The 16,249-nt window shown below is 54.8% G+C and carries 15 protein-coding genes; 10 read left to right on the top strand and 5 right to left on the bottom strand.

Annotated features, from left to right (window positions below; all coding sequences use genetic code 11):
- Positions 1-38: 38 nt before the first annotated feature.
- The 3 genes from Y71_RS07535 to Y71_RS07545 all read left to right on the top strand — a co-directional run bounded on the left by Y71_RS07535 (position 39) and on the right by Y71_RS07545 (position 3,044).
- Positions 39-1,427: a hypothetical protein gene (locus Y71_RS07535; RefSeq protein ID WP_081120718.1), complete on the top strand. Its 1,389-nt coding sequence runs from the start codon at positions 39-41 to the stop codon at positions 1,425-1,427.
- Positions 1,428-1,536: 109 nt separating this feature from the next.
- Positions 1,537-1,719: a hypothetical protein gene (locus Y71_RS07540; RefSeq protein WP_081120719.1), complete on the top strand. Its 183-nt coding sequence runs from the start codon at positions 1,537-1,539 to the stop codon at positions 1,717-1,719.
- A gap of 191 nt (positions 1,720-1,910) precedes the next feature.
- Complete coding sequence (locus Y71_RS07545; protein ID WP_236946453.1) at positions 1,911-3,044, top strand: hypothetical protein; 1,134 nt, start codon at positions 1,911-1,913, stop codon at positions 3,042-3,044.
- Positions 3,045-3,124: 80 nt separating this feature from the next.
- On the opposite strand, the gene Y71_RS07550 is transcribed toward Y71_RS07545, so the two are convergent.
- The 5 genes from Y71_RS07550 to Y71_RS07570 all read right to left on the bottom strand — a co-directional run bounded on the left by Y71_RS07550 (position 3,125) and on the right by Y71_RS07570 (position 7,814).
- Positions 3,125-3,724 (bottom strand): nitroreductase family protein, encoded by a 600-nt coding sequence (locus Y71_RS07550; RefSeq protein WP_007370926.1) that lies wholly within the window; start codon positions 3,722-3,724, stop codon positions 3,125-3,127.
- 128 nt (positions 3,725-3,852) lie between these two features.
- On the bottom strand, positions 3,853-4,062 hold the full coding sequence (locus tag Y71_RS07555) for a YdgH/BhsA/McbA-like domain containing protein (protein WP_007370927.1): 210 nt from the start codon (positions 4,060-4,062) through the stop codon (positions 3,853-3,855).
- A gap of 199 nt (positions 4,063-4,261) precedes the next feature.
- Positions 4,262-4,504 (bottom strand): DUF1158 domain-containing protein, encoded by a 243-nt coding sequence (locus tag Y71_RS07560; RefSeq protein WP_007370928.1) that lies wholly within the window; start codon positions 4,502-4,504, stop codon positions 4,262-4,264.
- Positions 4,505-4,578: 74 nt separating this feature from the next.
- Positions 4,579-6,486, bottom strand: coding sequence for a methyl-accepting chemotaxis protein (locus Y71_RS07565; protein WP_007370929.1), 1,908 nt, complete (start codon positions 6,484-6,486; stop codon positions 4,579-4,581).
- Between the two features lie 209 nt (positions 6,487-6,695).
- Complete coding sequence (locus Y71_RS07570; RefSeq protein ID WP_007370930.1) at positions 6,696-7,814, bottom strand: YbdK family carboxylate-amine ligase; 1,119 nt, start codon at positions 7,812-7,814, stop codon at positions 6,696-6,698.
- A 391-nt stretch (positions 7,815-8,205) separates the two neighbouring features.
- Here Y71_RS07570 and Y71_RS07575 point away from each other — a divergent pair, with 391 nt between their 5' ends.
- The 7 genes from Y71_RS07575 to Y71_RS07605 are packed head-to-tail and all read left to right on the top strand — an operon-like array spanning position 8,206 to position 16,230.
- A complete protein-coding gene (locus Y71_RS07575) occupies positions 8,206-9,864 on the top strand; it encodes an ABC transporter substrate-binding protein (RefSeq protein ID WP_035942146.1) in 1,659 nt (552 codons plus the stop codon).
- A 13-nt stretch (positions 9,865-9,877) separates the two neighbouring features.
- Positions 9,878-10,831, top strand: a complete 954-nt coding sequence (locus Y71_RS07580) for an ABC transporter permease (RefSeq protein WP_007370932.1) — start codon at positions 9,878-9,880, stop codon at positions 10,829-10,831.
- Positions 10,832-10,833: 2 nt separating this feature from the next.
- Complete coding sequence (locus Y71_RS07585) at positions 10,834-11,727, top strand: ABC transporter permease (protein WP_007370933.1); 894 nt, start codon at positions 10,834-10,836, stop codon at positions 11,725-11,727.
- Between the two features lie 4 nt (positions 11,728-11,731).
- Positions 11,732-12,775 (top strand): ABC transporter ATP-binding protein, encoded by a 1,044-nt coding sequence (locus tag Y71_RS07590; RefSeq protein WP_007370934.1) that lies wholly within the window; start codon positions 11,732-11,734, stop codon positions 12,773-12,775.
- Entirely contained in the window at positions 12,765-13,775 is a 1,011-nt protein-coding gene (locus Y71_RS07595) for an ABC transporter ATP-binding protein (protein ID WP_007370935.1), read from the top strand. Before Y71_RS07590 ends, Y71_RS07595 begins: the two co-directional genes overlap by 11 nt.
- Positions 13,776-13,790: 15 nt before the next feature.
- The gene (locus Y71_RS07600; protein ID WP_007370936.1) at positions 13,791-14,960 is read left to right on the top strand and encodes an amidase; all 1,170 of its coding nucleotides are present in this window, start codon (positions 13,791-13,793) and stop codon (positions 14,958-14,960) included.
- A gap of 1 nt (position 14,961) precedes the next feature.
- A complete protein-coding gene (locus Y71_RS07605; protein ID WP_007370937.1) occupies positions 14,962-16,230 on the top strand; it encodes a Zn-dependent hydrolase in 1,269 nt (422 codons plus the stop codon).
- Positions 16,231-16,249 lie beyond the last annotated feature (19 nt).

Genomic DNA, 16,249 nt, shown 5'->3' on the forward strand with positions numbered 1-16,249 from the left:
ATAAAAAGGACGTAATAATATTACGGCAAGGGAAATGTATGAGTGAGTTCGGTAATAATAAAGAATCATGTTTCGAGAGTTATATTAAAATTGACCGTGTGAAATATATCGGTATAATGCACTGCGAAACTGCGAAACTGCGAAACTGCGAAACTGCGAAACTGCGAAACTGCGAAACTGCGAAACTGCGAAACTGCGAAACTGCGAAACTGCGAAACTGCGGCTATTTTAGAAAATTAATTCACGGGAAAAGTATTGCGTTTTTCTGGCTGTTATTCTCGACTCTGGTTCACGCAACATCCGGGACTTTAAATGTGGAGTTTAAAGCAAGTATTAATAGTCCAAATAAAAATACATTTACCGACACCACAATATGCACCGGCTTGACATGTGAACCTGGTTTGAATCTTTATAAAGGTGTCAATGTTCCCGGTGTGTTGGCAGAAAAATATTACGATTATTCATCTCCCGATCCGGAACGTAATACTGTCTCTATGACCTTTGATGGTCTTCCGAAAACAGTGACCTTAACCGATCCTGCAACCGGTCAGAGCATAAGTGCAGTTTTTCGTTTAGCGTACTTTGGTGCACAGCTTAATCGTCTGGATGCCAGTAGCGGTGATATGAGTGATACATTTTGGTCGGTAACCAACCCGAAGGGGGGCTGTCATGGGCGAAGTACAGTGGTTGATGAGAGCTTTGTTCGCCCCAGACTTGAGATCCCGGAAAGTAAGTTAACCTGTTACGGTAAACTTATGGATGTATTTCAGGGCAAAATTAATGTCAGCTCCGTCGTTATGGGATATACCAGCCTGGTTATCACTCCGGAACCCTTAAATATATATGAGGGAACATATGAAGGTGACCTTGTTTACAGGTTCGGCGATAACGGTGATATCGATTTTCATGCCGATACGAACCTTGAGAGTGAAATCAGGATCCACATAAAAGCGACCGTGGAGCACGAGTTGTATATAAAATTTGCCCCTGGCAGTGAGAATGTTTCGCTGGGCGCACAGGGCGGCTGGGAACCCTGGATTAATGGCGGGCATATACCGCCATCACTGAGTAAAGAGGTACCTTTTTCCCTCTCTTCCTCGTCAGGGTTTTCCGTCAAAATGCAGTGCGGACATGATGGTGGTAACCAAAACTGCGGGTTGCAAAATACCCAGACAGGTCAGATCGTTCCGCTGGAAGTCTCGATGACGTTGCCCGGTTATAAAAGTAACGGTGCGGATGTCTACTATATGTCAATAACTTCTGCTGCCAGTGGTTATAAGATTGATGTGCCCGGAAGGTTTATTACTTATCGACGCTCGCACGTTGATTTTCGCGTGCGCAGGCCTGCGGTGGAAACGATGGTAAAAGCGCCAGGCTCAACATGGAAAGGGGCGGTAACGCTGATTTTTGACACGCAGACGCAGTGAATGTTGCCCGGAATCAATGCGTCCGCACTTAATCTGTTTTCTGCAAGGCGTGGTATTTCACCGCGCCGGAATATAAGGACGCATCATGATATTACGGCAAAGGAAATGTGTGGGCGAATTCGTTGGTAATAAAGTAGAGAGCTCCAAAAGTAATATTAAACTTGACCTTAAGAAGTTTATGGATATAATGCACTGCAAAACTGCAAAACTGCAAAACTGCAAAACTGCAAAACTGCAAAACTGCAAAACTGCAAAACTGCAAAACTGCAAAACTGCAAAACTGCAAAACTAAACTGCAAAACTGCAAAACTGCAAAACTGCAAAACTGCAAAACTGCAAAACTGCAAAACTGCAAAACTGCAAAACTGCAAAACTGCAAAACTGCAAAACTGCAAAACTGCAAAACTGCAAAACTGCAAAACTATTATTCGAGTAATTTTCTGTTTTTTTCTTCAATTTCCCTTTGTGGTACAGGCCGCCACGGTGGATATCACAGCAGAATTTGCGGCAGACATCAGCAAGCCGCAAAATAATCAATTTACCAATACCACTCCCGTTTCAGGATATTGCGTCAGATACAATTGCGCGAGTAATGAGAAAAGTTTTGCTGTTTCTGGCGTTTGGGCAGAAAAATATCTGGATTATTTATCCCCCGATCTGAATAAACATCATCCATCATTTACATTTGATAGTACTGCGCGAACAGTAACCTTAACCGATACGAAAACTGGCAACAGCATAAGTGCAGTTTTCCGGTTCGCGATGTTTGGTGCGACAATTAATCGTCTGGATGCCAATAACGGTATATTGAGTGATGCATTGAGTGGCTTAGGAACGGCCCCTTTGGGAGGGTGTGATGGAAATAGCACTGCAATGGATGAAAACTGGTACCGCTTGGGTTGGAGAATGCTACAGAGCACGAAGTTGACCTGTTACAGGAAAATGAATAATACAGGATTTCAGGGTAAGGTTAATATTGACCAGGTCAGTATAGGATATCTGTTAACTATCACTCCGAAACCGTTAAATATTTTAGCGGGAATATACGAAGGTGACCTTATTTATACGATTGGAGATAATGGTGACCTTGATTTCCATGCCGATGCGACTTTTGATAATGAAATTAGAATCCACTTAAAAGCGACCGTTGAACATGCATTTTTTATTAAATTCGCACCGGGCAGCGAAAATGTCCTGCTGGGCGCACAGGGAGGCTGGGAGCCGTGGATGAATGGCGGTCATATACCGCAGTCATTGAGTAAAGAGGTGCCTTTTATTGTCTCTTCATCCTCGAAATTTACCGTCAAGATGCAGTGCGGTATTGATGGCGGTAACCAGAATTGTGGTATAGAGAATACGCAAACCAACGAGAAAGTACCTGTGGAAGTGAGGCTGACACTCCCTGGATTTAAAAGCAATGGCACCGATGTCAATAACCTGCGGCTTACTTCGGCTGCCAATGGGGCAGTTATTGATCCGCCGGGTGCTTTTATTACATATCGTCGTTCGCACGTTGATTTTCGCGTGCTCAGGCCTGCGGTGGAAACGATGGTAAAAGCGCCAGGCTCAACGTGGAAGGGGTCGGTAACACTGGTTTTTGATGCCCAGACGCAGTAAACCCGCCAAAAAAGAAATCCCCGCGCATTGTCGCCAACGAGCGGGGGATTTCACCTTTACCGGGGTGGTTTCAGGAATGCTTAGCGGGCAACGACAAAACGTTTGTCATCGTCCATGAAGGCTTTTTCGCCCGCCGGAGCCACGATGGAACCAAAGTTCATATGGCCGCGCAGTTTCCAGTTCGCCGAAATATTCCAGCTGCTCTGCACGTCAGCATCAACGAGCGGGTTATAGTGCTGAAGGTTAGCACCAATACCTTTTTCCGCCAGCGCCAGCCAGACGGCGTATTGGGCGATACCGGTACTGTGTTCTGACCAGACAGGGAAGTTATCGGCGTAGGCAGCGAACTGCTCCTGCAACCCTTTCACCACGTCCTGATCTTCAAAGAACAGCACCGAACCCGCAGCGGCGGCAAAACCATCCAGTTTGTCGGATGTCGCTTTGAAACTCTCTTCCGGAACAATTTTTCTCAACTGCTCGCGGGTCAGCTCCCAGAATTTCGCATGCTCTTTACCTAACAGAATCAACGCACGAGAACTCTGGGAGTTAAACGCAGAAGGTGCCTGGCGAATAGCTTCTTTAATGGTCTCGATAACAACCTCTTCTGCAACCGGCAGATCTTTACCAAGGGCATAAATGGTTCTGCGCTGTTTCGCTAAAGCAAGAAAATTGTCTGACATAACGGCTCCTGAAGTTGATGGTAATTCCGTGGTGTCGCTATTTGCGGCCTGCGGGAACAAAGCGCTAAAAAGTTTCTGCAACGGGTTCATGGCTCGCCTTATCCTGTTTGTTATTCCGGCTGGGTAATTTATTTCGTCAGTTCAGCAGTCATATACACGCCGTTGTCAGCACGTGCGCTGGTGATTTTGTAAGACGCATTGGCTTTTTCCGCCTGTGCAGCAATTTTGGCTTCAGCGGCGGAGAGCGTCGATGCACTGGCGCTGATGCTCTGGGCAAAAGAACCGAAAGAGAGGGCGGACAGTGCGGCAACTGCAACGAAAGTTTTGATGAATTTCATGGTCGTATTCCTGCATCATTTTGTTTGGGAGGGCTGTGTTGCCCTGATGTGATAAATCATATGCCTGATGAATACGAAGAAAAAGCTGAACTATTTGCGGATAACGTTCAAATAATTAGAACAACTATGGAATTAATTCTGCGCTAAAAGCGTAGCGATACCCTGCCGCAGACAGGGCAGGGAGAGGGAGCAAACATACTCAGACGGCGAACCAGCGCCGCCAGATAAAACGCAGTACGAAAAACTCAATGCAGCCAAGCAGTAAAAACCACAGGCAGTAGAGCAGGGTATAAAGCTGGTTCAAATCCAGCAGATGAAAGCGCTGCATCAGACTTTGCGCCAGTTGCAGGCCCAGTGATGGCGCGGGCAGCAGCAGGACAGAGATAAAAGCCATCAACAGGATGCCTGCCAGCGTAACCAGCGATTCGAGCGGGTGTTTCATAAGCGTTAATCATCGGTGAAAAAAAGCATTGTCGGGGAAAGCACGCCGCAGCGCAACGTTCCCCGTATGACGGATCACGCCACCACGAAGCGATCGACCAGCGTCGTCATGGTTTGTGATTGTTGATCCAGCATCTGGCTGGCGCTGGCGGCGCTGGCCACCAGCCCGGCGTTTTGCTGGGTCACCTGCTCCAGTTGGTTCAGCGCTTCATGCACCTGCGAGACGCCGAGTGACTGCTCGCCTGCCGCATGGGCGATATCGCTGACAAACGCCAGCATCTGACCGGTATTGGCTTTCGCCGACTGCAACGCCCGGTCGGATGCCTGCACCAGCGTCACGCCCTGCTCGATCTGCTCCATGTTGTTGCTTATTAACTCGCGGATCTGCCGGGCATCACTGGCGCAGCGCTGCGACAGATTACGCACCTCGGAGGCTACCACCGCAAAGCCCTTGCCCAGTTCCCCGGCGCGGGCGGCTTCTACCGCCGCATTCAGCGCCAGCAGGTTGGTCTGGAAAGAGATCTCGTCGATGGAACTGACAATGCTGGAGATCTGCTCGCTGGAACCGCGAATGGCGAGCATACTGCTGCTGGCTTCTGCCGCCACGCGACTCGCTTCCTGCACCTGCTGCTCCATCTCTTCGGTCAGCCTTTTCGCTTCAATGGCATTATCTGCCGTCAGATTCACCGCCGTGGCAATCTGCTCCATACTGGCGGCCGTTTCAACCAGCGATGCGGCCTGCTCATCGGTACGCGAAGCCAGATCCTGATTGCCATCGGCAATGTCCGCGCTGGCGCTGCGTAGCACGGCGGCACCCTGTTTTATCTCGCTGACAATATGCTGAATGTTCTCAATGGCCTGGTTATAAGCGCGATTAAGCAGCGACAGCTCATCGCTACCGGGCACGTCGAGGCGCTGAGTCAGATCGCCATCCATCCCTTCGATGGTTGCCAGAGAGTGGTGCAACTGACGGTGAATGCTGCTGGCGACCAGCAGGGCGAAGAACAGCGCCACCACCAGTGCCGCGACGCTAACCAGCGCAAAGATAATTACCCCGCGCCAGGCGCTGTCCGCCAGCGACTGCGCCGTGGCGAGTAGCGTATCGGAGGCTGAATCCTCCACCGTTTTGAGCGCATTAATCCGCGCCGTCTGAGCGGTGAACCAGTCTGCGGGAGCCACGCCAAAACTGCCGCTTGCCGCATGGTCAATCGCCTGCTGGCGCAGTTCAAGGGCGTGCGTCGCCTGCGGTGCCTGCAACTGTGCGGCCAGTTTTTCATTCACTGCTGGCGTATTGAAGGCCTGCGCCGCCGCGAACCACGATAGTTGCTTGCCCACCGTTTCATTCAACTGGCGAAACTGGCCGTCGGTAAAGCGATCGGCGGAGAAGACGTTCGACATCAGCGCGCGCTCGATGCCGGTCTGCTCTTTGGCATTCAGGATGCTGTAATAGGCCGCCAGTTGGTTGACGATCGCCCCGTTATCGGTCAACTGGCTGATCCCACCAACGACATTCAGCAGGTCGTTAATCATTGCGCTGTACCACGCCAGGGATTCGGTACCGGTTACGCTCTGCCCGCGAATTTGCTGACGAAACGCGTCGATTCCCTGCTGATGCTGCTGAAATTGTTCCAGCGCGTGACGAATATCGTTATTCGCTTGCTGGAGAGGAAATTGTTTAAGCGCTTCAGTTAATTGCGTAATGGCTTTCGAAGAGTGTGGATATTGAACGTTTAATTCAGCGGAGAATTGTTGGCCTTTGCTGCCTAAATATCCGGCGCTCAATCCACGTTCTTTTTGCAATTCATGAATAACGCTTCCGGCATATTTTGCCAGCAATGTTAAGTTCATAATGGTGCGCATTTGCTGGCCTGTTTCAAGACGACTCAGGATACCGTTAGACGCTAACCCTATGAGTGCAAACAATAAAGGAAAAAGTGCCAGCAATAATTTCAATTTCATTGATAAACGATAAATCCATCTCATACCGATGCCTCAGGTTGGCTTTAACTTATATGGCTTATCGGGGATAAAGAGGCATTCTTTATTTTTAACACGAGGCTTGTTGATATTTATCAATTCCGACAGGGGGTTCTACCACTTTATGATTACTATTTTGTAAGTAACACTGAAAATATATTTTAGCGCAGCAAAGCATTAAGCTGCGCTAAAATTATCGATTGAGTAAATTCTGATTATCCTGCCGCCCAAATTTCGGCATGTTTCTGCACCAGGCCAATTAATGAGCCGCCATCCGCTACAAAATCGCGCATCAGTTGCGCCTCATTCTTGCCGCGTTTGACTCGCGCTGCCAGTTCATCCAGTGCGCTACCGGCATGGAGCCTGTCGGCCCACGGCGCGATTTTTTCCAGCAGACGCGTGAGATCCTCGGCAATGGTGTGCTGCTCGCCGCTGTGAACGTCAGTAATAATCCCGTCCAGGCCGTAACGACACGCCTGGAAACGGTTGAACTTATACAGCAGGTAATCCTGCGGCTGGTGCTTAAAGGGGCGCTCGGCCAGCAGCCAGTGCGACACTGCCTGAATAAGTCCGGCAATATTAATGGCGTGGGAAAGCGTCAGTGGCGTGTCCATCACCCGCACTTCAACCGTGCCAAAATTGGGGCTGGGGCGAATATCCCAGTGCAGATCTTTAATGCTCTCAATCATTGAGGTGTAGCTTAAGCGGCGAAACAGACCGGTAAACTCCTGCCAGTTTGCCACCCACGGCATCGGGCCATTATCCGGAAAGGCGGAGAAAAGATTGAGGCGCGACGAGGCGTAGCGGGTGTCGGAGCCCTGGCTGTAGGGAGAAGCGGCGCTGAGCGCAATAAAGTGCGGGACAAAGCGGGAAAGGCCATGCAGCAAATAGATGGCGTCGTCGCCATTCGCGCAGCCGACGTGCACATGCTGGCCAAACACTGTTGCCTGCTGCATCAGATAACCGAACATCTCCACCGTGCGGGCATAGCGCTCATCCTCACACACCAACTGGCGCTGCCATTTCTGGAACGGATGCGTGCCGCCGCCGCAAATCTGTACGTGGTGAGCGGCCGCGGTTTGCAAAATTATCTGCTGCATGGCGGAAAACTGGTGAGCCGCCTGATGGATGTCGCGGCAGACGCCGGTGGCGATCTCCAGCATACTTTCGGTGATATCGTGCTTCACTTCGCCACCAGTCACCTGGCTTTTCATCGCGTCTATCAGCCGGGATGAGTCCTGGCTTAAATCGTAGCCCGGCGGGTTAACCACCTGTAATTCCACTTCAATACCGAGGGTCAGCGGATCCGAAACATGAAAATCGGCTAGTGGCATAGTCGTCCCTTATGAAATGAGTTTCCATTATTATGGAAGTGAATGGCTGATCCTTCCTCTTTTGCCGCCACGCACGTTATCCGCACTACAGTGATTACTTATGATTTATGCATGATCATGAAAAGATTTAATAAATAGTCGCACAGGAAAATAATATCGCTATGAAACCACCATTCTCCCGATTTAATGGTGCATTTTTGCAACATTTTTCCCGAAATGGGTGCGCTTACTGCCGCGAACTATATAAAGCTGTTATCCGTAACACCGCATAATGCCCTGAGTAATAACCATTTCTGATATTTTCTGCGTCTGAATGCGATAAGTTTTTGTTTATTCGGCTGGTATGTATCTTGCCTGTTAAATGTCTCATTTATTTAACAGGGACACTGTGATGCTTAATCAATCTTTTTGGCGTAAACACCGTATTGTGGCCGCGATTGGCGCACTGGCGCTGGCAGGGGGATTACAGGCGCAGGCCTCAACATTGCGTATCGCCATGACCGCAGCGGATATCCCGTTAACGCTGGGCCAGCCTGACCAGGGTTTTGAAGGCAATCGCTTTACCGGTATTCCGTTATATGACTCGCTGGTGGAGTGGGATCTGTCGCAAGGCGAAAAACCGAGCGGGCTGGTGCCAGGGCTGGCAACCGAATGGCATGTTGATCCGCAAAACCAGAGCCGCTGGATCTTCACGCTGCGCCCTGGCGTGAAGTTTCACGACGGCACGGAAGTGAATGCCGACGCCATTGTCTGGAACGTGGGTAAAGTGCTGGATAAAGCCGCGCCGCAATATGCGCCGGGGCAAATCGGCAACACGTTGTCGCGTATGCCGACGCTGACCGGCGCTGAAAAAATTGACGATCACACGGTCGCGCTCACCACCTCAGAGCCGGATGCACTGCTGCCGTACAACATCACTAACCTGTTTATTGTCTCGCCGACGGCGTGGCAGAAAATTTATGACGCGGTTCCGGCTTCGACAGGCGATACCGCCGCACGCAGCAAACAAGCGTGGACCACCTTTGCCTCGCAGGCCGTCGGCAGCGGGCCATTCAAGCTGGAAAAACTGGTGCCGCGCCAGCAGTTAATCCTCGATAAGAACCCAGATTACTGGAATAAAGACCGCATTCCGCGCGTCGATAAAGTGGTGCTGATCCCGCTACCGGAAGCTAACGCCCGCACCGCCGCGCTGCTGTCGAAACAGGTGGACTGGATTGAAGCGCCAGCACCGGATGCGGTCGATCAGATCAAAGCGCAGGGTTTTAAAATCTACTCCAACACCCAGCCGCACCTCTGGCCGTGGCAGTTCTCATTCCTGGAAGGTTCGCCGTGGCGCGACATTCGTGTGCGCAAAGCCGCCAACCTCTGCCTCAACCGTTCCGAGCTGAAAAGCTATCTCGGCGGTTATATGTCCGAAGCGACCGGAGTGTATGAAGAGGGCAACCCGTGGCGCGGCAAACCGACATTCCAGATCAAATACGATCCCGATACCGCGCGTAAGTTGATGACCGAAGCAGGCTACAGCGAAAGCAAACCGCTGCACGTTACCGTGGCGACGTCCGCCTCGGGTTCCGGCCAGATGCAGCCGCTGCCGATGAATGAATACATCCAGCAGAGCCTGAAAAGCTGCTACTTCAACGTCGATATCAAGGTCAACGAGTGGAACACGCTGTTCACCAACTGGCGTTTAGGAGCGAAAGATCCGTCCGCACAGGGGGTTAACGCCATCAACGTCAGCGCTGCGGTGACCGACCCGTACTTCGGCATGATCCGCTTCTCTACCGCAAAAGCCTTGCCGCCTACCGCCACCAACTGGGGTTACTTCACCTCGCCGGAAACCGAAAAACTGGCGGCCGCCGTCAAACACGCTTTCACCCCGGCCGAGATGGATAAAGCCGCCGGTGAGCTGCATGCCGCGCTGGTGGATCAGGTGCCGTTCCTGTTTGTGGCGCACGACGTTGGCCCGCGCGCCATCTCCCCGGCCGTGACCGGCGTGGTGCAACCGCAGAGCTGGTTTATTGATTTAAGTCTGGTGAGCAAGAAAGAGTAACCGAGGAGGGGCCATGATCAGCACACTTTTTTACCGCGTTTTGCTGGCTATTCCGACCATGTTAGGGGTAGCGGTAATCTGTTTTCTGCTGGTGCAAATCGCGCCGGGCGATCCGCTGGTATCGGTGATGCCGCCGGATGCGTCCGAAGCGATGCGCCAGACGCTGATGCAGGCCTACGGTTTTGACAAACCGCTGCCGGTGCAGTTTGTGCACTGGCTGTGGCGGGCGCTGCATGGCGATCTGGGTATGTCGATCGCTACCGGTCGTCCGGTAATGAGTGAGGTGATGACTGCCGTCACGTACTCATTGCGCCTTGCGCTACTGGCAACGCTGATTGGCTTTGTGCTCGGTAGCCTGTTTGGTTTTGTCGCGGGCTACTTTCGCAACAGCATTATCGATCGCGTGGCTTCGCTGCTATCGGTCTTCGGCGTCAGCGTGCCGCACTACTGGCTCGGCATGCTGCTGGTGATTGTGTTCTGCGTCAAGTTTGCGCTACTGCCCGCGACCGGCGGTGGGCCGATTGGCGAAACCGGCTGGCAGTGGGACTGGGCGCATCTGCAATTTATGCTGCTGCCCGCCGTCACGCTGTCGGTGATCCCCACCGGCATTATCGCCCGTACCGTGCGTTCGCAGGTGGCGGATATCCTGAGCCAGGAGTTCATCGTCGGGCTGCGCGCACGCGGCCTCAATGAATCACGCATCTTTCTGCATGTAGTGAAAAACGCCGCGCCGACCGCGCTGGCGGTCATGGGCTTGCAGGTTGGCTACCTGATGGGCGGCTCGATTCTGGTCGAAACGGTCTTTTCATGGCCCGGCACCGGGCTGCTGCTCAATACCGCCATCTTCCAGCGCGACCTGCCGCTCTTGCAGGGGACGATCTGGGTACTGGCGCTGTTCTTCGTGCTGCTCAATCTGCTGGTGGATGTGCTGCAAACCTCTCTCGATCCGCGCATTAAGAGGAGCTAACGATGGTGGATAGCGTAACGCCAAAAATCAACGTTGCCGCCGCGCCGGTTGCGGCGACGCAGGGCTACTGGCGCGGTGTGGGCGCGCGGTTATTGCGCGATCCAACGGGCATGGTAGTCGGAAGCATTATTCTGCTGTTGCTGCTGATGGCACTGTTCGGGCCGTGGCTGATCCTCAAAGATCCTTACCAGACCTCAATGTTTCTGCGCCTGAAACCGATCGGCACCGAGGGATTCCCGCTCGGTTCCGATGAACTGGGGCGCGACATGCTCTCACGCCTGATCCTGGGGACGCGCCTGTCGTTGTTTATGGGGATTGTGCCGGTGGTGTTCGCCTTTTTTATCGGCGGCGCCATCGGGATTATCGCCGGTTATGCCGGCGGGAAAACCAACACCCTGATCATGCGCACCATAGATATTTTCTACGCCTTTCCATCGGTGTTGCTGGCGATTGCGCTCTCCGGCGCGATGGGCGCTGGCATTGGCAATGCGCTGCTTTCGCTGACGCTGGTGTTTGTGCCGCAAGTGGCGCGCATTGCCGAAAGCGTTACCGCGCAGGTGCGACATATGGATTATGTCGATGCTGCCCGCGCCACCGGTGCCAGTGCGTTCACCATTATTCGTGTGCAGGTGCTGGGCAATGTGCTAGGGCCGATTTTCGTCTTCTCTACCGGCCTGATTTCCGTCTGCATGATCCTCGCCTCCGGCTTGTCGTTTCTCGGCCTTGGCGTGCGTCCGCCGGAACCGGAATGGGGATTGATGCTCAACACGCTGCGCACCGCCATTTATACCCAGCCGTGGGTGGCGGCGCTGCCGGGAATGATGATTTTTATCACCTCCATCTCGTTTAACGTTCTGGCGGATCGCCTGCGCGCCGCCATGGCGATCAAGGAGTAACAGCATGCAACCTTTTATCAATGTCGATATTGGCGGCCCGGCGCAGCCGCTGCTGCGGGTGAACAATCTGCTGAAGCATTTTCACCTCGGCGTGCGTAAAGGCCATGACGTGGTGCAGGCGGTGGATAACGTCAGCTTCGAAGTGCACAAAGGGGAAACTCTCGGCGTGGTGGGGGAGTCCGGCTGCGGGAAATCAACCACCGCCCGGTTACTGATGCAACTGCTGACGCAGGACAGCGGCGAACTGGTGTTTGATGGCGAGGCTGTTGGTTCGTCGCGCTTGCCGCTGAAAGCCTATCGTCGCCAGGTGCAGATGGTGTTTCAGGACAGTTACGCCTCGCTGAACCCGCGTATGACCATGGAAGAGAGCATCGCCTTTGGCCAGCAGGTACACGGCATCAGTCGCAAAGAGGCCAATGAATATGCCCGCTATCTGTTGGCGCATGTTGGGCTGGAGCCTGCGCGGTTTGCGCATCGCTATCCGCACGCTTTATCCGGCGGTCAGCGCCAGCGCGTCAATATTGCCCGCGCGCTGGCAATGAAACCCCGGCTGGTGATCCTCGACGAAGCGGTTTCCGCGCTGGATAAATCCGTGGAAGCGCAGGTGCTGCAACTGTTGCAGGAGTTAAAACGCACCCTCGATCTTACCTATGTGTTTATCAGCCACGATCTGCACGTGGTGCGCTGGCTGTCGGATCGCATTCTGGTGATGTACCTCGGCGAAGTGGTGGAAATTGGCCCATCGGAAGCGCTGTTTACCGCTTCCGCACACCCTTATACCCGCGCGTTACTCAGCTCGATGCCGTCGATGGACCCGCATAACCGCACCGAGGTTTCACCGCTTTCCGGCGATCCGCCAAGCCCCATTTCACCGCCTGCGGGCTGCCGTTTTCACACCCGCTGCCCGCACGCCAAAGCGGTCTGTTCGCAGGTGAAACCGCAACTGGCGCTGGTCGGCGAGGCGCATCAAAGTGCCTGCCTGATGGCGCAGCCGGATTCGCCCTGGCACCGGGATATTCCGCTACAGGAGGTGAGTGATGTCGCATGAAGCGTTCGTCCATATTCGCGATCTTCGCGTCGAGTTTCGCCGTGACGGGCAGACCGTCAATGCGGTCAACGGTGTTTCGTTTGATGTCCGCAAAGGCGAAGTGATGGCGCTGATTGGCGAATCCGGCTCCGGTAAAAGCGTCACCCTGCGGGCCTTGATGCGCCTGCATCCGCCGCAGAGCAGCCGGCTTAGCGGCACGATGAATGTCGGCGGTGCAGCGGTGCTGGAGATGAACAGCCGCCAGTTGCGCCACTATCGCGGGAAAATCTGCGCGATGATTTTCCAGGAGCCGCTGCTGGCGTTTGACCCGGTTTACACCATCGGCCAACAAATTGTGGAAGGTTTGCAGCGTCACGAAGGGCTGGCGCGCAATGATGCGAAAGCGCGGGCGCTGGAGGCGTTGCGCCAGGTGCGTATTCCCAGCCCGGAGCGTCGTCTTGAGGCCTATCCGCATGAGATGTCCGGCGGCATGCGCCAGAGGGCGATGATTGCGCTGGCGCTCTCCTGCAACCCGGAACTGCTGCTGGCCGATGAACCGACCACCGCGCTGGATGCCACCGTGCAGATCCAGATCCTGATCCTATTGCGCGAGCAGCAAAAACTGCGCGATTTGTCGATTATCTTCGTCACCCACGACATTGGTGCGGCGGTGGAGATCGCCGATCGGGTGGCAGTGATGTACGCCGGGCGCATCGTGGAAGAAGCGCCGATTGCCGATATCCTCGCGCAGCCGCGCCATCCCTACACCCGCGTACTGCTCGGCAGCCGCCCGAAAGAGGGGCTGAAAAAGGGCGATGTGCTGCACTGCATTCCCGGCTCGCCGCCGGATCTGGCCGCTCTGCCGCCGGGGTGCGCCTTTGCCGCTCGTTGTCCTCACGCGCAGTCTGCCTGTCACCAGCAACAACCCGTTACGGAACAGGTTGCTGAACGCCATGTGGTCAGTTGCCACCGCTGGCGCGAACTGACAACCGACATCACACCACAGCAGGCATTCGCCTGAAACCGGGGAGGTAACATGCAGGACCCACGGGCTTTTATGCCTTATCCTTTCGTCGCTGTGCCGCAGGCGGAAAGCGGCCCGCTGAGCGGCCTGACGTTTGCCGCAAAAGATCTGTTTGATGTCGCAGGCTATCCCACGGGTGGCGGCAACCCGCACGTGCTTGCCGCCTCGGGCATCAAGACCACCACTGCGCCCGCCGTGCAAATGCTGCTGGACGGCGGGGCGCGGTTTGTTGGCAAAACCCACACCAGCGAACTGGCCTATTCGATGAGCGGCCATAACATCCATTACGGTACGCCACGCAATGGCGCGGCACCGCTGCGCATTCCTGGCGGCTCGTCGTCCGGCTCGGCCTCGGCGGTCTCCAATGGTCTGTGTGATATTGCGCTCGGTACCGACACTGGCGGTTCGGTACGCACGCCTGCCAGCTATTGCGGCCTGTTTGGTCTGCGCCCAACCCACGGGCGCATTTCGCTGGCAGGCTGCCAGCCGCTGTGTGCCACCATGGACACCTGTGGGTTCTTCGCCCGCACGCCGCAGGCCTTTAGCGCAGCGGCCAGTTGCCTGCTCGGTGACGACACCTTCACGCCTGCGCAGATCGAACTGGCCTGCCATGAAGCGCTGTTTGCCGCGCTCCCGCCGCATAGCCAGCAGGCGCTGTTGCCGGTACGGGAAAAACTCGCGCAGCACTTTGGTGAGATCGCCTTGCTGGATGCGCCGCTGCCGGAGCGCGAAGCCGTTTACACCGCGTTTCGCCAGATTCAGGGCTATGAAGCCTGGCAATCACAGGGACACAACATTGAAAGGCTGGGCATGCAACTGGGGCCGGATGTGGCGGAGCGCTTTGCGTACGGCAAAGCGGTCACGGAGGCGGAATTCGCTGCGGCGTGCCAGCTTCGCGAAGCCTTTACGGCCTGGTGGCAGACGCAACTGGGCGATCGCATTCTGTTGCTGCCAACCGTGCCGGATGCGGCACCATTATTAACGGCCGCGCCAGAAGAGATCGAAGCCACGCGGCGCATCTCGCACGACCTGTTGCTGATCGCGGTGTTGACCCGTCGCCCGCAGGTCAATATTCCGGTGACGACGATTGACGGCGCGCCGCTGGGGATTTCACTCATCGGCCCGTGCGGCAGCGATGCGCTGCTGGTGTCGATGGCCACCACCTTTATGCAGGAGAAATAAGATGACAAGCGAAGTTTTGCACAGCCACGCGCTGACGCTGAGCGACTGCCGGGTTAACGGCGAGCGGTTATGGGATTCTCTGATGGAACTGGCGAAAATCGGCGCGACGCCAAAAGGTGGTTGCTGTCGCCTGACGTTAACCGATCTCGACCGGCAGGGGCGCGATTTGGTGATTGGCTGGGGCAAAGCCGCCGGGCTGAGTATCACCATCGATAAAATCGGCAACGTGTTTATGCGCCGCGAAGGGCGCAACCCGAACCTGCCGCCAATTGTGGCGGGCAGCCATATCGACACGCAACCGACCGGCGGAAAATTCGACGGTAACTTTGGCGTGCTGGCCGCGCTGGAAGTGGTGCGCACGCTCAATGATTTGCAGATTGAAACCGAGCATCCGCTGGAAGTGGTGTTCTGGACCAATGAAGAAGGCTCGCGTTTTGTGCCAGTGATGATGGGTTCCGGCGTCTTTGCTGGCGTTTTCCCGCTGGAGAAAATCTACGCTGCCACCGATGCCGAAGGCAAAACCGTGCGGCAAGAGCTGGAGAAGATTGGCTACATTGGCGAGCAGACACCGGGTAATCATCCGCTGGCAGCCTACTTTGAAGCGCATATTGAACAGGGGCCGATTCTGGAAGAAGAGGACAAAGTGATCGGCGTGGTGCAGGGCGTACTGGGCATCCGCTGGTATGACTGCACCGTCACGGGGATGGAATCCCACGCCGGGCCAACGCCGATGCACCTGCGGCAGGATGCGTTGCAGGTGGCGACGCGCATTATGCAGGAAGTGGTGGCGATTGCCGGGCGCAGCGAGCAGGGGCGCGGTACGGTAGGTATGGTGCAGGTGCACCCGAACAGCCGCAACGTGGTGCCAGGCGAAGTGAAATTCTCCGTGGATATGCGCAACATCAGCGATGCCGCTGTCGATGAGATGGACGCGCAACTGCGCGCTTTTACCGCCAAAGTGGCACAGGAAACGGGGCTGGGCGTCACGCTGGAGCAGGTCAGCCACTATCCGGCCGCGCCGTTTGACGCGCAGTGCCAGCAGGCGATTGGCCGCGCGGCGCAGCAGCTTGGTTATCCGTCACGCCCGATTGTCTCTGGCGCTGGTCACGATGCGGTTTATATGAGTTACCTTGCGCCGACCGGAATGATCTTTATTCCCTGCAAAGACGGCATCAGCCATAACGAAATTGAGTATGCCTCGCCGGAACATGTTACTGCCGGAGCGAATGTGCTGCTGCAGGTGATGATGGAGTACGCGAAAGCACCGTGAGAAAACCGCCCTCATTGGG

The organism is Kosakonia radicincitans DSM 16656 (assembly GCF_000280495.2).
GTDB classification, from domain to species: domain Bacteria; phylum Pseudomonadota; class Gammaproteobacteria; order Enterobacterales; family Enterobacteriaceae; genus Kosakonia; species Kosakonia radicincitans.

Bases quoted from the DNA above. Each gene is read 5' to 3' on its own strand.
- Y71_RS07555 (WP_007370927.1), bottom strand. From the start codon at position 4,062: ATGAAATTCATCAAAACTTTCGTTGCAGTTGCCGCACTGTCCGCCCTC.
- Y71_RS07600 (WP_007370936.1), top strand. From the start codon at position 13,791: ATGCAGGACCCACGGGCTTTTATGCCTTATCCTTTCGTCGCTGTGCCG.
- Y71_RS07565 (WP_007370929.1), bottom strand. From the start codon at position 6,486: ATGAGATGGATTTATCGTTTATCAATGAAATTGAAATTATTGCTGGCA.
- Y71_RS07595 (WP_007370935.1), top strand. From the start codon at position 12,765: ATGTCGCATGAAGCGTTCGTCCATATTCGCGATCTTCGCGTCGAGTTT.
- Y71_RS07585 (WP_007370933.1), top strand. From the start codon at position 10,834: ATGGTGGATAGCGTAACGCCAAAAATCAACGTTGCCGCCGCGCCGGTT.
- Y71_RS07605 (WP_007370937.1), top strand. From the start codon at position 14,962: ATGACAAGCGAAGTTTTGCACAGCCACGCGCTGACGCTGAGCGACTGC.
- Y71_RS07535 (WP_081120718.1), top strand. From the start codon at position 39: ATGAGTGAGTTCGGTAATAATAAAGAATCATGTTTCGAGAGTTATATT.
- Y71_RS07590 (WP_007370934.1), top strand. From the start codon at position 11,732: ATGCAACCTTTTATCAATGTCGATATTGGCGGCCCGGCGCAGCCGCTG.
- Y71_RS07575 (WP_035942146.1), top strand. From the start codon at position 8,206: ATGCTTAATCAATCTTTTTGGCGTAAACACCGTATTGTGGCCGCGATT.
- Y71_RS07580 (WP_007370932.1), top strand. From the start codon at position 9,878: ATGATCAGCACACTTTTTTACCGCGTTTTGCTGGCTATTCCGACCATG.
- Y71_RS07550 (WP_007370926.1), bottom strand. From the start codon at position 3,724: ATGTCAGACAATTTTCTTGCTTTAGCGAAACAGCGCAGAACCATTTAT.
- Y71_RS07570 (WP_007370930.1), bottom strand. From the start codon at position 7,814: ATGCCACTAGCCGATTTTCATGTTTCGGATCCGCTGACCCTCGGTATT.
- Y71_RS07560 (WP_007370928.1), bottom strand. From the start codon at position 4,504: ATGAAACACCCGCTCGAATCGCTGGTTACGCTGGCAGGCATCCTGTTG.